Origin of the sequence: Fructilactobacillus sanfranciscensis DSM 20451 (assembly GCF_001436035.1) — a bacterium.
Taxonomy (GTDB): domain Bacteria; phylum Bacillota; class Bacilli; order Lactobacillales; family Lactobacillaceae; genus Fructilactobacillus; species Fructilactobacillus sanfranciscensis.
Window position 1 is genome coordinate 16,597 of record NZ_AYYM01000001.1, and the last position, 17,959, is coordinate 34,555.

General features: G+C 34.4%; 18 protein-coding genes. 2 read left to right on the forward strand and 16 right to left on the reverse strand.

What is annotated here, in order from left to right; all coding sequences use genetic code 11:
- The first annotated feature begins 97 nt into the window (after positions 1-97).
- The gene (locus tag FD36_RS00100; protein WP_056957456.1) at positions 98-1,096 is read left to right on the forward strand and encodes a mechanosensitive ion channel family protein; all 999 of its coding nucleotides are present in this window, start codon (positions 98-100) and stop codon (positions 1,094-1,096) included.
- Between the two features lie 41 nt (positions 1,097-1,137).
- On the opposite strand, the gene FD36_RS00105 is transcribed toward FD36_RS00100, so the two are convergent.
- Together FD36_RS00105 and murI are read right to left on the reverse strand one after the other, a co-directional pair.
- A complete protein-coding gene (locus FD36_RS00105) occupies positions 1,138-1,728 on the reverse strand; it encodes an XTP/dITP diphosphatase (protein WP_041817845.1) in 591 nt (196 codons plus the stop codon).
- The gene (gene murI / locus FD36_RS00110; protein ID WP_056957457.1) at positions 1,718-2,533 is read right to left on the reverse strand and encodes a glutamate racemase; all 816 of its coding nucleotides are present in this window, start codon (positions 2,531-2,533) and stop codon (positions 1,718-1,720) included. Before murI ends, FD36_RS00105 begins: the two co-directional genes overlap by 11 nt.
- 113 nt (positions 2,534-2,646) lie before the next feature.
- On the opposite strand from murI, the gene FD36_RS00115 reads away from it, so the two are divergent.
- A complete protein-coding gene (locus FD36_RS00115) occupies positions 2,647-3,135 on the forward strand; it encodes a DUF2507 domain-containing protein (protein ID WP_056957458.1) in 489 nt (162 codons plus the stop codon).
- A 63-nt stretch (positions 3,136-3,198) separates the two neighbouring features.
- On the opposite strand, the gene trxA is transcribed toward FD36_RS00115, so the two are convergent.
- From trxA to mutL, 14 genes are all read right to left on the reverse strand, one after another.
- The gene (gene trxA, locus FD36_RS00120; protein ID WP_014082153.1) at positions 3,199-3,504 is read right to left on the reverse strand and encodes a thioredoxin; all 306 of its coding nucleotides are present in this window, start codon (positions 3,502-3,504) and stop codon (positions 3,199-3,201) included.
- An 82-nt stretch (positions 3,505-3,586) separates the two neighbouring features.
- Positions 3,587-5,944 carry an endonuclease MutS2 gene (locus FD36_RS00125; protein WP_056957459.1) on the reverse strand — a complete coding sequence of 786 codons (2,358 nt, stop codon included), beginning with the start codon at positions 5,942-5,944 and terminating at the stop codon, positions 3,587-3,589.
- A 13-nt stretch (positions 5,945-5,957) separates the two neighbouring features.
- Complete coding sequence (locus tag FD36_RS00130) at positions 5,958-6,440, reverse strand: CvpA family protein (RefSeq protein WP_056957460.1); 483 nt, start codon at positions 6,438-6,440, stop codon at positions 5,958-5,960.
- Positions 6,437-6,685 carry a cell division protein ZapA gene (locus FD36_RS00135; RefSeq protein WP_056957461.1) on the reverse strand — a complete coding sequence of 83 codons (249 nt, stop codon included), beginning with the start codon at positions 6,683-6,685 and terminating at the stop codon, positions 6,437-6,439. Before FD36_RS00135 ends, FD36_RS00130 begins: the two co-directional genes overlap by 4 nt.
- A 91-nt stretch (positions 6,686-6,776) precedes the next feature.
- Entirely contained in the window at positions 6,777-7,067 is a 291-nt protein-coding gene (locus FD36_RS00140; protein WP_056957462.1) for a DUF1292 domain-containing protein, read from the reverse strand.
- A gap of 14 nt (positions 7,068-7,081) precedes the next feature.
- Positions 7,082-7,504 (reverse strand): Holliday junction resolvase RuvX, encoded by a 423-nt coding sequence (gene ruvX, locus FD36_RS00145; RefSeq protein ID WP_041817848.1) that lies wholly within the window; start codon positions 7,502-7,504, stop codon positions 7,082-7,084.
- Between the two features lie 43 nt (positions 7,505-7,547).
- Positions 7,548-10,196, reverse strand: coding sequence for an alanine--tRNA ligase (alaS, locus tag FD36_RS00150; RefSeq protein WP_056957463.1), 2,649 nt, complete (start codon positions 10,194-10,196; stop codon positions 7,548-7,550).
- Positions 10,197-10,454: 258 nt separating this feature from the next.
- Positions 10,455-11,816, reverse strand: a complete 1,362-nt coding sequence (locus FD36_RS00155) for a DEAD/DEAH box helicase (protein ID WP_056957464.1) — start codon at positions 11,814-11,816, stop codon at positions 10,455-10,457.
- Positions 11,816-12,775, reverse strand: coding sequence for a DHH family phosphoesterase (locus FD36_RS00160; RefSeq protein ID WP_056957465.1), 960 nt, complete (start codon positions 12,773-12,775; stop codon positions 11,816-11,818). The genes FD36_RS00155 and FD36_RS00160 overlap by 1 nt, the downstream gene beginning before the upstream one ends.
- A gap of 42 nt (positions 12,776-12,817) precedes the next feature.
- Entirely contained in the window at positions 12,818-13,927 is a 1,110-nt protein-coding gene (gene dinB, locus FD36_RS00165; RefSeq protein ID WP_041817850.1) for a DNA polymerase IV, read from the reverse strand.
- A 71-nt stretch (positions 13,928-13,998) separates the two neighbouring features.
- Positions 13,999-14,334: a preprotein translocase subunit YajC gene (yajC, locus tag FD36_RS00170; protein ID WP_056957466.1), complete on the reverse strand. Its 336-nt coding sequence runs from the start codon at positions 14,332-14,334 to the stop codon at positions 13,999-14,001.
- 70 nt (positions 14,335-14,404) lie between these two features.
- Positions 14,405-15,406, reverse strand: coding sequence for a Holliday junction branch migration DNA helicase RuvB (gene ruvB, locus FD36_RS00175; protein WP_056957467.1), 1,002 nt, complete (start codon positions 15,404-15,406; stop codon positions 14,405-14,407).
- 11 nt (positions 15,407-15,417) lie between these two features.
- Positions 15,418-16,020: a Holliday junction branch migration protein RuvA gene (gene ruvA / locus FD36_RS00180; protein ID WP_014082165.1), complete on the reverse strand. Its 603-nt coding sequence runs from the start codon at positions 16,018-16,020 to the stop codon at positions 15,418-15,420.
- A 21-nt stretch (positions 16,021-16,041) separates the two neighbouring features.
- The gene (gene mutL, locus FD36_RS00185) at positions 16,042-17,958 is read right to left on the reverse strand and encodes a DNA mismatch repair endonuclease MutL (protein ID WP_056957468.1); all 1,917 of its coding nucleotides are present in this window, start codon (positions 17,956-17,958) and stop codon (positions 16,042-16,044) included.
- Between the last annotated feature and the right edge of the window lies 1 nt (position 17,959).

Here is a 17,959-nt window from a genome sequence, read left to right on the forward strand (position 1 = left end):
TAATAATGACAATTATTGCAACCATCTAATATAATAAAGGGATTACTTTTTTGATATAATCATAGTATCAAATTAATTATTAGATTGAGGTAACCATATGTACAACAACTTATTTTTGACTGTTACTAATGAAACTTTAAAACAATATACCAAAAATACATTTTTAAATAAATTTCTTAACAAATTTGATTTTGATGAAATCTTGTGGAGCTTAACTACCAAAGTAATCAGTATCATTTTAATATCGATTTTATTTTTTATCATTACTGAATCTGGTAGAAAAATCATCAATCATTTATTTAAAAAGTATCAATACAAGTTAAACGAATCAAATAGCGATAATAAAATTGATAATTCGAAAATTATGATTCAACGGCGAAATAAAACCATTTATACCCTAACCCAAAATGCTTTTCATTACTTGGTTATTTTCTTTTGGCTCTATTCCATCTTATCAATCATTGGAATTCCAGTTGGAACATTAATTGCTGGGGCTGGAATTTTCAGTTTAGCAATTGGACTAGGAGCACAAGGTTTTGTAGGCGATATTGTTAGTGGTTTCTTCATTCTTTTTGAACATCAAATTGATGTAGGAGAACATGTCATTATTAATAGTACCAACGGAATTGTAGATGCAATTGGTTTGAGAACCACGCAAATTCGCAGTTCAAATGGAACCTTAAATTTCATTCCAAATCGTAATATTACAACAATTTCAAATTTATCTAGGGGTAATATTTCAACCCTAGTTAACATTAGAATTATGCCAGATTCTCCCATTAAAGAAATTGAAGATATTATGAATCAAGTTAACGAACAAAAAAAAGGAACCAATGCCAATGTAGTTGGTGATCCCTTGATTTTTGGAACAGTTTATCTAGACGATGGTTCACTTGCCATTCAAGTTGTCATAACAGCTCGTAGCGGCACAGAGAGTAAAATTCAAGCTGATTACCTTGCTGACTATCTAAAAGCGCTTACCAATGCTGGAATTGTTCTTCCAATGTCTCCTCAAACTGTTGAAGTCCCCCAAAAACCTAAAAAGAAACCAGATTCAAACCCAATTACTATTACTAATCCATTACAAAACAAATAAATTAAGCTTTGTTCTGAAATTATCAGAGCAAAGCTTATTTTTTACCACCAATCATTAATAACATCTTTTAATTTTTGTAATGCACGCCCACGATGGCTTATTTGATTTTTTTCATCGTCAGTCATTTCTGCCATTGTCTTATGCATACTTGGAACATAGAATAATGGGTCATAGCCAAATCCATTTTCTCCACGCTTTTCTGTCAAAATTTCACCAGAAACAATTCCACTAACATGAATTTTCTCGCCACTTGGTTTTACTCCTACTAACGAAGTGTGAAAATAAGCATTTCGATCATCAGAATGGCCAAGTCGTTTTAATAATTTAGCATTATTAGCATCATCATCATGATCACCTGCATAGCGTGCAGAATAAATTCCAGGTTCATTATTAATTGAAGGAACAACTAATCCCGAATCATCAGCAAACACAGGTAACCCTAGTGCTTTAGAGACTGTTGTGGCTTTAATTGTCGCATTTTCTTCAAAGGTTTTTCCATTTTCTACTATGTCAGGTATGTTTTCAAAATCCTTAATAGATTTAACATTGTATCCCATTGGTTCCAACATTTCTTTAAATTCACGAAGCTTATTTTGATTACCGGTTGCAATCACAATTTCTTTATTTTTCATAGTCTTTAAGTTGATTTGGTGTAATCAACTCTGAACCCACCTTTCGATTTAACCATTTAGAAGCAACATTGTTAAAATGTATCACACCTTCTGTTGTATAATAGTTTATTTCTGTCGTTTTAGCATTATTTAATTCATTGTTATCTTTTAAAATCTGTTTAGCAACATTAACTGTTTCATAACCAGGATCAATTAATTTAACTTCGTCACCCATTACGTCTTGAATTAAGTTGGCAATAATTGGGAAATGAGTACAGCCTAAAATTAAAGTATCAATGCCCGAGTTTTTAATAGAAGCTAATCCGTTTGCAATTGTATCTCTCGCCGCTTGTGAAGTATAATCACCTTTTTCAACTAAAGGAATAAAGGTTGGACAAGCTAATCCGACTGTTTCAATCTCTGGAGTAAGTTTTTTAATTTCATCGCGATATGCATGACTATTAATGGTAACTTTTGTTCCAATTACCCCAATTTTTCCATTTTTAGTTGCTTTAACTGCCGCACTACTTCCTGGCTTAATCACCCCCACCACTGGAATTGATAATTTAGTCTGTAAATCTTTAAGTGCAGATGCTGTTGCAGTATTACAAGCAACTACCATACACTTCGCGTTTTGTTTTTCGAAAAAGTTGCCAATTTCCATACTATAGTTAACAACTTGATCAACACTCTTTTCGCCATATGGCATGTGTGCTTCATCACCTAAATAAATCATATTCTCATGAGGAAGTTCTTTAAGAGCCACTTTCAAAACGGTTAGGCCTCCGATGCCAGAGTCCATAAACGCAATTGGTTCGGATTTCATAGTGTTTCCCCCTCTTTTTATATATCCATTATACTCATAAATAACTAACCATGCACTCTGTATCATGCTTTATGGTAAAATTGAAATCGTATAAATAACGATTGGAGAACATTATGAGCAAAAAAGAATTAAATGACTATACCAAATTTTTTCAGAATAATCCCAATCCAGGATTTTGGGGAATAGAGCTTTTAAGAGATGCTCTTTTAAAGGATGTTTTATCAGAAGACATTCACGATATTCTTTATTGGGCGGGAAAAAATTTAGCAATTAAATTCCCAATTCATACTGCTGACTTGCCTACTTTCTTTCAACAATCTCAATTTGGTATTTTAGATTTAAAAAGTGGATCAGAAAGTAAGTCCATTTTTAATCTAACAGGACCAGAAGTACAAACAAGATTAAATATTGATAAAGATGCTGATTTCATGTTAGAAACAGGTTTTATTGCCCAAACCATTCAGCAAAATTCTGGTTTTGAAACCGAAGCTGAATATAAAATAAAACGAAAAGACATTATTGAAATTACTGTAATTTCTGATATTTCTCGTCAAATTTTAGATCCTAACGAAATACATCTCATTGAATTAAATCAAGCATAAAGTAAAAAGCCTTATTACAAAACGCAATTGTAATAAGGCTTTTTCTGTGACTACAAAAGTAGATTAATATGCTGCTAATAGCTTTTGTAATTGTTCTTTAGGATGATAACCAACAATTTGGTCAACAATTTTTCCATCTTTTTTAACCAATAAAGTTGGAATACTCATGATTCCTAAACTTGAAGCAGTCGCTTGATTTTCATCAACATTCAACTTGCAAAATTTGATGTTCTTATCTTCTTCAGATAATTCATCAATTACAGGTCCTTGCATTTTACATGGACCACACCAACTTGCCCAAAAATCAATAACAACTAAACCTTGTGCAGTTTCCTTTTCAAAATTTGCATCTGTAATTTCGTGTACCATAATAAAACCTCCTTAGTTCATCTACTTACTTGTTGTAAGTATACTATCTAACAGTTTCTAGTTCAACTAGATTGATTATAATCTACTTAAACTTAACAACGGTCGAACCATCTCCACCAGAATTAGCAGGAGAAAAACCAAACTCTTTTACTTGACGATTTCCACGCAAATAATTAATCACACCTTTACGTAAGGCACCAGTCCCTTTTCCGTGAATAATCGTAACCGATGGATAACCTGCTAATAGTGCAGAGTCAATGTAGCGATCTAAGCGTTGCATTGCATCATCATAGCGAACTCCACGTAGATCAAGGGTAGGCGATGTCGATGAAGAACGAGTTCGATGAACTACAGTTTGAGCTCGATGTTTTGGCTTTTCTTCTTTGACCCTATCCATGTCAGTCTCATCGACTTTCATTTTTAAGATGCCAAGCTCGACTTCCCAACTGTGATTTCCAATCTTTTTAAGCAATACCCCACGTTGGCCATATGTTTTAACTAGAACATCGTCACCAACTTTAAAGGATTTCTTGGCTTTTGAACGTTTCAACACCTTGTTATTCTTCAATTCAGTATGTTGTTCCAATGCATTAATTTTACCTTTTTGTTCGATTAATTCATTTTCTTTCACATCAATCGCAGCATTTTTTTGTCGTTTGTGTAAATCATCAATAATCTCGTTTGCTTGTCTTTTTGTTCTAGAAACAATTTGATTAGCATCCCGTTTAGCCTTATTAATCATAGCATCACGACGTTCAGTAAATTGATTAAATTTTTCAGTTAATTCTTGATGAAGTTCAGTAACTTTTTTCAGTTCAACTTCTAACTTCCGTGCTCGATCATCCGCTGCTTTAGTTTGCTGAGTCAATTTTTTTATCATTGAATTAATATCTTGACTATCTTCGTCAACCAATGATTCAGCTTCCATAATAATAGACTCATTTAAACCTAAACGACCAGCAATACTAAGTGCATTACTTTGTCCCGGAATTCCAATCATCAAACGATAAGTTGGACTCAACGTTTTTTCATCAAATTCCATCGAAGCGTTAATGGTTTCAGGGCGATTATATCCATAAACTTTTAATTCCGGATAATGAGTAGTAGACAAAACTTCAGCATCAGATTGACTAATGGCATCCAAAATTGACATGGCCAATGCTGCCCCTTCTCGAGGATCAGTTCCTGCTCCTAATTCATCAATTAGAACTAAGCTTCGGTTTGTCATCCGTTTTAAGATGCTAATAATATTATCAATATGTGATGAAAAAGTACTCAAGTTTTGTTCAATCGATTGATCATCACCAATATCAGCAAAAACTTCATCATAAAGTCCAGCTTGACTACCTTCATCAGCAGTAATAAATAAACCCGATTGCGCCATTAGTTGAAGTAGTCCTAAGGTTTTCATGGTAATTGTTTTACCACCAGTGTTAGGGCCAGTAATAATAATTTGCCGGTAATCAAATCCCAATTTAATGTCATTACCAACAACTTTTTCTTGATTAATGAGTGGATGACGAGCATTTTTTAAATTAACTTGATTATCAGCTGAAATTTCAGGACGAGTAGCTTTCATACTGGCAGCATACCGAGCTTTGGCATTAATTAAATCAAAGTGACCTAACTGTTTGGCATTTGAAAGTAACTCCATTTGATAGGGACGAATTAAGTCTGAGAGTTGCGCTAAAATACGTTTCTCTTCTTCACGTTCGTTAATTTGTTCCCGCCGTAAATCATTATTTAAACCTACTACACTTGCGGGTTCCAGATAAATTGTTTGACCTGAAGTACTTTGGTCATGCACAATTCCACCAATTTTTTGTTTGTATTCCGCTTTTACAGGAATAACATATCGATCATCACGAATTGTAATAATTGGGTCGCTTAAATATTTAGATTGCTTTCCATGAGTAAAACTTTCCATTTTACTCTTGATATTGCCCTCTAATCGGCTAATTTGACGACGAATTGAACTCAAAGTCCCAGAAGCAGAATCTAAAATTTTTCCCGAATCATCAATTGATTTTTTTAATTGAACGGTAATTTCCGGAAGATTGCTAAAAGTTTTGACTTCTTCATAAAGAACATGAAGTTCAACTTTTTCAGTTTCTAGATTTTCAAAGAAACGATTAATCACTAAAATAGCATTTAAAACAGCACTCACTTGAGCAAGTTCTTTACCATTTAAATTTGCTCCAATTTCTAATCGTTTAATTGATGGTGTAATATCAACTAGTTTAGGAATGGGAATTGTGTGATTTAATCGATAAATATGAGCCCCGTCATCAGTTTCATCAAGCCATCCGTTAACAGTCTCTGCTTCACTACTAGGAAGCAATTGTTTTAACTCTTTTTTACCATTCTCGGTCGCTAAATAATCACCGATTTTTTGCTTAATTTGCTTATATTCTAAAGTATCTAGTACTTTTTGATTCATTTAACCACCTATTCTAAAAAGTAAAAATTTGACCCAGGCCATTGACTAATAATTGTGCAACAGTTGAATCTTGATATGCAAAGGTAATCCAGTTGAGCTTAAATAGTAAAGCAACATCGATAACAATTGTAATTACTAATAAACAAATTATTAAACTAATCATTGCACCTAAAAGTGCATTTAATTGACGAAGAATGGGTAAGGAAACAATTCGATCCAAAAATCGGGTAAATAATCTAACCATCATTAAAACAATACTAAAAACAATTATAAAACCAATTCCATGCCACATTCCGTGATTTGAATACACCTTGTTAACCACAAATAAATTAAAAAAGGTCCTTAACCAAGTTGCAACTACATCGGCTAAATCACTTGCAATAATTAAAGCAAAAATTAATCCAATTAAACGTAAGAATTCATTTACAAAGCCACGATGATATCCGCTAACTAAAGCAAAAATTCCTAAAATTAAAATAATAATTGATAAAATCATTTTTCAGATACCTTTTTTCTTAATTCATCAAGTTCTAGTTGTTTATCTAACTGATCAGAAATCGCATTAAACGCTAATAAAATTGCAGCATCTTCATCGCTAATTCGACTAACTTGTCCCTTAATTTTATTAAGTTCATCATTTAAAATTTTGGTGACTGCTGTCATGTGTTCTTTGGAAGAAGTTCCTATCAAAGTAAAATCTTTATTCCCAATTTTAGCTTTAAATCTCTTTTTGTTATCCAATCTAAGTCCCTCCAGTAATAATTTAATTTTATCATGAATATACAAAAAAGGTATCAACATAACTGCTGATACCTTTTCGTTTTAATGATTCTTAATTATCATCTTCTGGAGCTAGAAATGTGTTCAAAGTTTCTTGTACCATTTCCCATTCTGCATCATCTTCGATTGGCTCTAAATCGCCATCTTCTGGTGAAGTAGGATCAGTTCCCTTTGGTAATGCATATGCTTCAATATTAATGTCTTCGTTTCCTTCTTCAGAAGCTGGATACATTAAAATATATGAACGATCATAATCTTTTGATTCAAAGGTAAATAATTCATTATAAAGAATTTCATCACCATTTTCGTCAATTAAAGTAATTTGTTCTGGTTCATTATTCATTTTAGTCCTCCTTTTTATTGCATATTTTTATCTAAATAGCCTTGCAAAATTAATTCTGCTGCCACTTTATCAATTACCTTTTTTCGTTTGGTCCTTGACACATCGGCTTTTTCAATTAACATTCGTTCTGCTTCGACCGTCGTTAAACGTTCGTCTTGAAACTCGACTGGTAAATGAAAGAAAGCTTTAACCATTTTACCATATCGTTTTGAAGCCTTAACTCTAGGACCCTCAGTATTATTCATATTTTTAGGTAAACCAATAACTACTCTCTGAACATCGTATTCCTTAATTAATTCTCCAATTCGATCTAGTCCGAACTCTTTTTCATCTTCATTAATTCGAACAATTTCAATTCCTTGTGCAGTCCAACCAAGAGCATCACTAATTGCAACTCCAACCGTTCTTGAACCGACATCTAATCCCATTATTCTCATATTTTATCCAATCTTTATGTTTAGAACTACAGTTATTTTTTAATTATTTGTTGTTCAACCATTCTTTTGCTGCTTGCAAGGCATCATCAATTCCAGCTGGATTCTTTCCACCAGCTTGGGCAAGATTGGGTCTACCGCCTCCACCACCTTGAATGTTACTTGAAATGGCTTTAACGATGTCACCAGCTTTAATTCCAGCTTTAACATTTGCTTCATCAACAGCAACTAATAAGTTAGCTTTGCCATCAGTTCCTGTTCCCAGAACCAAAATGTTTGAATATTTTTTATCACGCCAAGTATCAGCCAATTCACGAAGTTGATTCATGTTACCACTCTTTAGCTTGCCAGTGACAATTGAAACTCCATTGATGGTTTCTGGATGATTAAACATATCGCTTGCTTCTTGATTAGCAAGTTTAGTTTCAAGCGATTCTTGTTTACTTTCAAGATTTTTAATTTGTTTAAGCATCTCTTTAACTCTTGCAGGAGTGGCAGCATTATTAGCTGCTTTAACTGTTTGAGTAACTTTATTTAAAAGACGTTCTTCATCATTTAGGTAGTCAAAAGCTGGTTTTGCTGTAACTGCTTCAATTCGACGAATTCCAGCACCAACTCCAGTTTCTGAAGTAATCTTGAACAATCCTAGTTGGCTAGTATTCTTTACGTGGTCACCACCACAGAATTCAACGGAAAAATCACCGGCTTTAACAACCCGAACTTGATCGCCATACTTATCATCAAATAAGGCAATCGCACCCATCTTTTTCCCAGTTTCTTTATCAGTAACTACAGTTTCAACAGGAATAGCTTCAAAGATTTTTTTGTTAACTAAGTCTTCGACTTTCTTCAAATCTTCCTTAGTTACAGAACCAAAATGGGTAAAGTCAAAACGTAAATAACCTGGTTTAACTAACGAACCAGCTTGTTCAGTATGACCGCCTAAAACATTCCGCAAAGCTTGGTCTAACAAGTGAGTAGCGGTATGATTACGTTCAACACCAGCATGGAATTGGCGATCAACAACTAATTTGTAATGAGCACCTTGTTTTAATTCCCCAAGCACCTTAACCGTGTGCAAGTTTTGACCATTTGGAGCATGTTGCACATCTTCAACAGTAGCAACTAAATCGCCATTTTGGTTATAAATGTTACCAGTATCAGCAACTTGACCACCCATTTCAGCATAGAAAGGTGTTTTATCAAAAATTAATTCAGCTTCGCCGTTGCTTTTATCAACTGATTTAACCAGTTTTTCGTCAAAAATAATATCGTTTAATTCAGCATCATCAACCGTTAAATCAGTGTAACCAACATATTCGCTTGGAGTTTTGATTTCAATTAAAAGATCACGTTGAACTTTCATTGAACCTTTCTTACTCCGAGCGTTACGAGCCCGATTTCGTTGATCTTCCATTTCAGCATCGAAAGCTTCAGCATCAACTTTAAGACCACGATCACTAGCATATTCTTCGGTTAATTCTAATGGGAAACCGTAAGTATCATATAGTTTGAAGGCTGCTTTACCTGAAATTTCCGTTTTACCTGCTTGCTTAGTATCAGCAGTCACTTCATTTAATAAAGCAATTCCATCATTTAAGGTTGCATTAAAACGATCTTCTTCACTTTTAACAATCTTTTGAATATATTCACTTTGTTCTAAGACCTTAGGATAATGGGATTTCATAATTTCACCAACTACAGGAACTAGTTTGTAAAGAAAAGCTCCATCAATTCCTAATTGATGTCCATTAACTGTGGCACGACGAAGTAAACGACGAATAACGTATCCACGACCTTCATTTGAAGGAAGTGCGCCATCGCCAATGGCAAATGTAATGGCCCGAATGTGGTCTGCAATTACCTTAAAGGCAACATCATCATCCGCATTATCACCATATTTTTTATGGTCACTAAATGATTGCGTTTTTTCAATCAAAGGCATGAACAAATCAGTTTCAAAGTTCGTTGGTGCATCTTGGAAAACAGAAACTACTCGTTCAAGTCCCATCCCCGTATCAATGTTTTTTCTAGGAAGGGGTTCATATGTACCTTCTGCCGTATGGTTAAATTGTGAAAACACAATGTTCCAAACTTCAAGATAACGTTCATTTTCCCCACCAGGATAGTTTTCTGGATCATCAGGAGCCAAATAATCGTATTTTTCACCACGATCATAGAAAATTTCTGAATCTGGTCCTGAAGGTCCTTGACCAATATCCCAAAAGTTATCTTCCACAGGAATTAAATGATCGGGTGCAACTCCGGCTTTTTCCCAAAGTTCTTTAGTAGCCTTGTCTTCTGGATAATAAGTCATGTAGAGCTTATTTTTATCCCAGCCAAACCAATCTGGACTAGTTAATAATTCTAATGCCCAAGGAATAACTTCAGCCTTAAAATAATCACCAACGGAAAAATTACCGAGCATTTCGAATAAAGTTTGATGACGAGCGGTCCGACCAACGTTTTCAATATCATTAGTTCGGATACTCTTTTGGGAACTAGTCATTCTCGGATTATCTGGAACCACTGATCCATCAAAATATTTTTTCATCGTGGCAACCCCTGAATTAATCCAAAGTAACGTTGGATCATCATGTGGCACTAATGAAGCGCTAGGTACAATTGTGTGTCCCTTTTCCTTGAAAAATTCGAGGAACATTTGTCTAATTTCACCGCTACTAAGCTGTTTCATTTTACTTCCTCCAATAAATAAAATTAAATAAAAAACACCATTGCACACAAAGACGTCTACACGCGGTACCACTTTGTTTGCAACGATGTTTATCGTTTACCTCTCATAAATCTCTATAACGCGAGAACCGTATTTCAAATCAGGTAGCACTAAATAAATTTGTTTTTGATTGCTCTCACTATCCAATCATCGCTGCACAAACTCCTCTATTAGTATGTCCTTGTTGAAAATTATAGCTATAAAAGATATGAGTGTCAATTATTGATAACGTTCTGAACTACGTTTCTTTTGTTTCTTACGTGAACGAATTTGACTACGTAATTCAATCTTACGATTTTGGTCATCTTTATTTTTAATTGCTCGTTTGATTTTTCGTTTATACCCAGGCTTAACATTTTTCTTTTTCTTGTTAATCATGGCTAACGTTGACCCATCAAGCTTTTCATGATGGCCTTTATACTTTTCCCGACGACGTCGATCATAAGTATCAACAACTTCACCATTTTTGATTTCTTTAGGTTTAAATTTAATTCCCATTTTTTCTAATTCAAGCACTTTGGTATCTTCATCAGGACCGTAAAGAGTAATGGCAATTCCCTTCATTCCTTTACGTCCAGTCCGACCAACTCGATGAACGAAGTATTCATTATCAGTAGGAATATCATCATTAATGACATGAGAAACCCCATCAATATCAATTCCACGGGCTGCTAAATCAGATGCAACAACGAACTGGTAATCAAGATTTTGGATTTGCTTCATCACACGTTTTCGAACTCGGGGTTGCATACCACCATGAATCTTGGCAACTTTTAATCCCTGACCTTGAAGATATTCTTCAATTTCATCTACTCGTTCACGAGTATTGGCAAATATCAAAGCCAAATATGGATTCCCCATGGTCAATAATTTATAAATCAAACCGTTTTTATCTTGACCCTTAGTTGAGATTAACCAGTTGTCAACATCTTTATTGATGACCGTTTCCGTTGGAATATCATCCAATACTGGATTTTTCATGTATTTTTTTAAAAATGGCTTTAATTTTGGTGGAATCGTAGCAGAAAAGACCATCATTTGAATGTCTTTTGCCATGGCCGCTGCAATTTTATCAACGGTTTCCAAAAAACCAAGGTCAAGAGTCATATCGGCTTCATCAATTACTAATTGGTTAGCTGTATTGATATCTAAATGACCGGCTTTAGATAAATCTAAAATCCGACCAGGAGTTCCAACTACGATTTGTGGTTGTTCTCTTTTTAATTTTTCAATTTGTTTTTCTTTATCAGTTCCACCAACATAATTGGCAATATGAATTGTTTCTGAACTGAAACTGGTAATTTGTTTTACATTTTCATAAATTTGATAAGCTAATTCCCGACTTGGGGTTGTAATTACGATTTGTGTTTTCGGATTATCTGCGTCTAACTGGTTAATTAAAGGTAGTAAGAAAGCATGAGTCTTACCACTCCCAGTTGCTGATTTACCAATTACGCTTTTACCATGACGAATGGTAGGAATTACTTTAGCTTGAATTGGTGTTGGATTTTTAAATCCTAAGTCATTAATCGCATCGTTGATAAATGGCTTAAAATTATAATCCTTAAAAGATGCACTCATTAATTTTTACCTTTCTTGTTATATTCTTTGGTTAACTGGTCTAATTCGGCCACAACCTGTTTTATTTCATTTTCATCTTTAGCTACCGCACCACTAGCAAGAGCATGACCTCCGCCATTGTGTTGTTTTGCTAATTCATTAATTGAAGGACCTTTGGAGCGAAGTCGAATTCGGTAATCTCCTTCTTTTTGTTGAACAAAGATTGCCCAATCAACTACCGAACCAATGTTACCAGGTAATGGAACAACTGAAGAAGTACTATCATCACCTAGTTTGAGCTTTTCAACTATTTCATTAGTTAAAATAATGTAAGCAGCTCCGCTTTCTGAAATTTTAAGATTTTGATATACATAAGCAGCTAAATGAGCTAAAGGAACATCAATTTCATCTTCACGTTGCGCAATTTCATTGAGTGAAAAATCAAATTTGGTTAAGCCACTAGCAACTTTAAAAGTATGACTAGATGTTGATGGATATTTAAAACGTCCTGTGTCCCCTACAATTCCAGCATATAAATCACGGGCACCATCATCTGATAATTTCATTAAAGCGTTAGCAGCATAAAGATCATAAATCATTTCAGAAACACTAGATGCTTCTGGATTAACCCACATCAAATTACCAAATTCGTCATCATTAGGATGATGGTCAATTTTAAGTAAGTATTTACCTTGATTAAACCGATTATCATCAACTCGGGGTTGATTAGCAGTATCACAAACAATCACTAAAGCGTCTTTGTAATCTTCGTCAGATACTTCATCAGTTTCTCCTAGCCAGGCAAAACTTTTATATTGTTTTCCTACGCAATAAACTTTTTTATTAGGAAAAGTTGCTCTAATCAAGTGACCCAGTCCCATTTGTGAGCCTACAGCATCAGGATCAGGACGTTGGTGACGATGAATGATTATCGTATCGTATTCACTGATTTTTTCAAAAATTTGTTCTTTAATATTCATATTATCTACCTTCTATAAAAACTCTTAATAGTTAAGTATACCTTATTTTTGATACAAAGGTAAGTTAATATTTTGAAAACTTAAATTTGCCAGATTCGTAAGCGTAATTCCTAGCAACCGAATCCCTTTAGATGGATCGGGAAGTTCTTCGAAAATATCAATTACTTCGTTATAAATTAGTTTAGCATCATTTTCGATAAAATCCGCTTCAGTAATACGTTTAGTAATCGTTGTAAAGTCACTATATCTAACTTTTAAAACCACTGTTTTTCCGTGTTTTTGGTGCTTTTGTAAGGAATTTACTACTAAGTCAGCAATTTTACTCAATTCTCGTTCAACGTCCACCATACTATTTAATTCATGGGGATAAGTACGTTCTTTTCCAATTGATTTGCGTTCACGCTGATATTCAACTTTCCGATTGTCGGATCCTCGAACTCGTCGATACAAAATGTAGCCAAACTTACCAAATTCTTTAATTAAAAACATTTCTGATTTTTGATACAAATCAAATCCGTTATTAATGTTTAAAGCTTTCATTTTTTCAACTGTTTTCTTTCCCACACCACGGTACTTTTCAATTTTAAGGCGCATCAAAAAGTCATGAGCATCATCTTCGCTAATTACTGTCACTCCAGCTGGTTTCCGATAATCAGAAGCCTCTTTTGCTAAAAATTTACTATAAGAAATTCCGGTCGAACACGTTAAATGTGTTTTTTCCCAAATTTCACTTTGGATTAAATGAGCTAAATAAATAGGATCATCAATTTTCTTTTTATTTTCAGTTACATCAAGATAGGCTTCATCTAAAGCAACCGTTTCAATCTTATCAGTGTATTCATGAAAAATATCATGAATTTGATCAGAAACACTTCTAAATAATTCAAAGTCTGGTGCTTTGAAAATGGCTTTGGGACATAAGTCTAGTGCTTTACTGGCTGGCATAGCAGAATGAATCCCATACTGACGCGCTAAATAATTGGCAGTTGTAACTACCCCTCTTCCACCAGTCGTCCGCGGATCCTTAGCAATTACTAATGGTTGCGTAACAAATTCTGGATGTTCACGTTGTTCAATTGAAGCAAAAAAGGCATCCATATCAACATGAATGATTTTTCTTGATGCATCAATTTGAATATAACATTCAGTCATCTGAATACCTCCTCTCACTTTAGAACATACGTTCTTTATAAACCAATAAAAAAAGCCCTTTAAGAGGCTTTTTATTTTGCTTCATCATCTGTTTTTTCAGTTGCTTCAGCTGGTTTTGCTTCTGCTTTAGGGGCAACTGTAGCTTCAGGACGAGTTACATTGGCAATGGCATTTAAATCAAAATCTAAATAAATTCCATCGCAATCAATGGTAACTAAACCTTTAGCACGATCAATGTTGCTAACCACACCGTGTAAACGGCCGATTGTAATAACGTGATCACCTTTTTGTAAAGATTTTAAAGTTGCTTGATGTTTTTGTTGTTGTTTCTTTTGTGGTCTAATCATGAAGAAATACATTAAACCAAATAAAACAACTAAAATTACAATTGAACCATATTGTTGCATATTATTTCACCTCAATTAACTTACTACTTATATTTTACCAAAATTGACTTATAAACACCATAAATCTAACTTATTCATTTGGATATGGAATTCCTAAATGTTGATAGCCTTTTTCGGTTACCTTCCGACCACGTGCAGTTCGTTTTAAATAACCTTTTTGTAATAAATATGGCTCATACATTTCCGCAATGGTGTCAGTTTCCTCACCAATATTAGCAGCTAGCGTATTTAACCCGACTGGTCCACCTTGGTAATACTCAATCATTGTTTCTAATAATTTAATATCTGTTCGATCAAGTCCACGATTATCAACTCCCAAAGCAGTCAATGCTTGATCAACACTTTCAATATCAATTTCACTTTTACCCGAAACTTGAGCAAAGTCACGCACTCGTTTTAACAAACGATTGGCAATTCGCGGTGTCCCTCGTGAACGTAAAGCAACCTCATGGGCACCTTCATCCTTGATCTCAGTATGAAAAATTTGAGCCGAACGTTTTACAATTTTTTCCAAATCAGCTTGATTATAATAATTCATGTGCTCCACAATTCCAAATCGATTTCGGAAAGGAGCATCTAGTAACCCAGCACGAGTCGTGGCTCCAATTAAGGTAAATGGAGGTAATGCAAAATGAACAGGATGAGCAGTTGGTCCTTGTCCGATTACAATATCAATATAGAAATCTTCCATAGCTGAATAGAGCATTTCTTCAACTACTTTTGGTAAACGATGAATTTCATCAATAAATAAAATATCACCCGGTTCTAGTTCGTTTAATAAGGCGGCTAAATCGCCGCTTTTTTCGATTGCTGGACCACTGGTAATTTTTAAACTAACATTCATTTCATTAGCAATTACCATTGCTAAAGTAGTTTTTCCCAAACCAGGAGGCCCATATAATAATACATGGTCTAGCGATTCTTCACGTTGTTTAGCGGCTTTAATATAAACGTTTAAAGAACGTTTGATTTCAGCTTGACCAATGTATTGGGCAAAAGTTTGCGGACGTAAAGATTGTTCTAGTGAGTCATCTTGATCCGTACTCTGCGACACAATTCTATCATCTTCCACATTTTACCTCCTTACTTAGTTAACATTTTCAACCCATTACTAATATATTGATCAGTAGTTGTGCTTTCATCTAAAGCAGCTAATTTAGACTGAATTTTTTCAACACTCTTATGTGTAAAGCCTAATGCTTCCAAGGCGTTTAATGCATCGTCAAGTTTTGGATTTTGACCGACAATAGGGTTACTTTCACGAATATTCAAATCTAATTGGAGATTCTTATCAATCTTATCTTTAAGATCCAAAATAATTTGTTGAGCCGTTTTCTTTCCGATTCCTGGAAACTTAACTAAGAAACTAACGTTTTCGGTCTTAATGGCATTAATTAAACCAGTATTGTCATTACCTGCCATAATAGCTAGCGCACTCTTTGATCCAATTCCAGAAACATTAAGAAGCTGTTCAAAAAGCTGTTTATCATCTAAAGTTTCAAAACCATACAAGGTCATTGATGAATCAGTTACACTTTGATGGACATAAATTTTTTTCTTAGTATGAATGTCTGTTTCAAAGTGATAAGGATTAGCTACATTAACTAAATATCCTACTCCGTTAACATCAATGACAATATAACGGTCTGAAATGTCTGTCAATTCTCCATATAAATATTCGTACATCAATCATCACTCATTTCGTTTTTATTCCCATCCATCTGATTCATGGGGGTCTTGAATTCTCTTAAACATCGTTTGTAAATCACTGGGAGAAAAATGAATTAACACTGGTCGACCATGGGGACAATTAAATGGATTTTCACATTTATGCAAATTATCTAAAAGAGCCTGAGCCTGTTTGTGGTCCAAATGATGATTGGCTTTTATAGCCTGCTTACAGCTGGTCATAATTGCTGCTTGCTCTCTAAAGGAAGCCGTTGAAAGTTTGTTATTTTTAAGCACCCAATCAATCATTTCTCTGATGGTCTTTTCTTCTTGACCTTTTTCAAACCAAGTCGGGTGTTGGTGAATCACAAAACTATTGTTGCCAAACGGCTCAAGTTTAATACCCACTGACTCAAGCAAATCGAATCGTCCTTTAATTGCCATCGCATCACTTGCAGGATAATCAAGTACAATTGGAACTAATAAATTCTGTTCATCAGTTGAAATCTCACCAACTTGTTTACGAAACTTTTCGTAATTAATCCGTTCTTGAGCAGCATGTTGATCAACAATATACATTCCATCATGACTTTCGGCAATCAAATAAGTTCCGTGAACTTGCCCAATAAAGCGTAACCGAGGGAAACGTTCTGTTTCGTCATGTTGTTCTGCGTTACCAAATGGTAGTTCGGGACGTTCATTTAAATAATAATTTTTGAATGTTTCAACATCAGAATTAACTAGGTCAGACTTAGTTTTAATCATTACTGGTTCGGCATTTAGTTTTTCTTTTTTCGCATTAATTGATGAAATTTGACCAACAGTGCGATCAATTTCAATTGAACTCGTTAACGTTTCAGTGTCATTAGTTTGCTTTTCTAATTCATCAAAATTTAACGCCACTTCCATCGTATTGTGTTCTGAAAGTCCCCGTTTTAAAGATTGATTATCCAAAGCATCAGGAATCAAATTTCGTTGACTTAAAGAAGCGTAAATAGACTTTGAAATAAAATCGCTTAATTCTCGACTATCTAACAATCTAACTTCCTGCTTAGTCGGATGCACGTTCACATCAATTAGACTAGGATCCATTTCGACGCTAATCACTGAAACTGGATAACGTCCCACCATCAATTTTGAACCATATCCATCAATAATGGAATGATTCAAAGCATAGTCTTTTACAAAACGACCATTAATAATTACTGAAATATACTTACGACTGGCCCGTGTTAATTCAGGCAAACTGGTATATCCAGTTAGTTTAAACTTACTATTCTCATTTTCAACTGAAATCATTTTTTTCATGCTAGGATTACCATAAATTCCCGCAATTACCTGTTGCATATTATTTCGACCAGAAGTGCGTAATAATTCTCGTCCGTTATGCTGTAACGATAAGGCTACCTCTGGATGACTCAAAGCCAAACGATTAACAATATCGGTAATCTTACTTAATTCCGTAGCAGTTGATTTTAAATATTTTAATCGATTGGGGGTATTAAAAAACAACTCATTGACTTCAACTGTAGAGCCTCGTCGAATTTCCGCTGGTCCTTGTTGCACTAATTTACCACCATGAATATGAATTTCACTACCCTCATGTTCACCATCAGAAGTTTTCATCGTGATATCTGAAATTGCAGCAATACTAGGAAGTGCTTCACCACGGAACCCTAAAGAATGAATCTTAAATAAATCAGCTTGATTATTAATTTTACTAGTTGCAAATCGTTTGAAAGCAAGTTGAACTTGATCTGGGGCAATTCCGCTCCCATTATCAGTAATTTTGATTTGTTTTAGACCAGCTTCTGTAATTTCAACGTCAATTCTACTACTACCAGCATCAATTGAATTTTCAACTAATTCCTTAACTACTGAAGCAGGTCGTTCAATTACTTCACCAGCTGAAATTTGATCAGATAAAACATTTGATAATTGATGGATTTGCGCCATT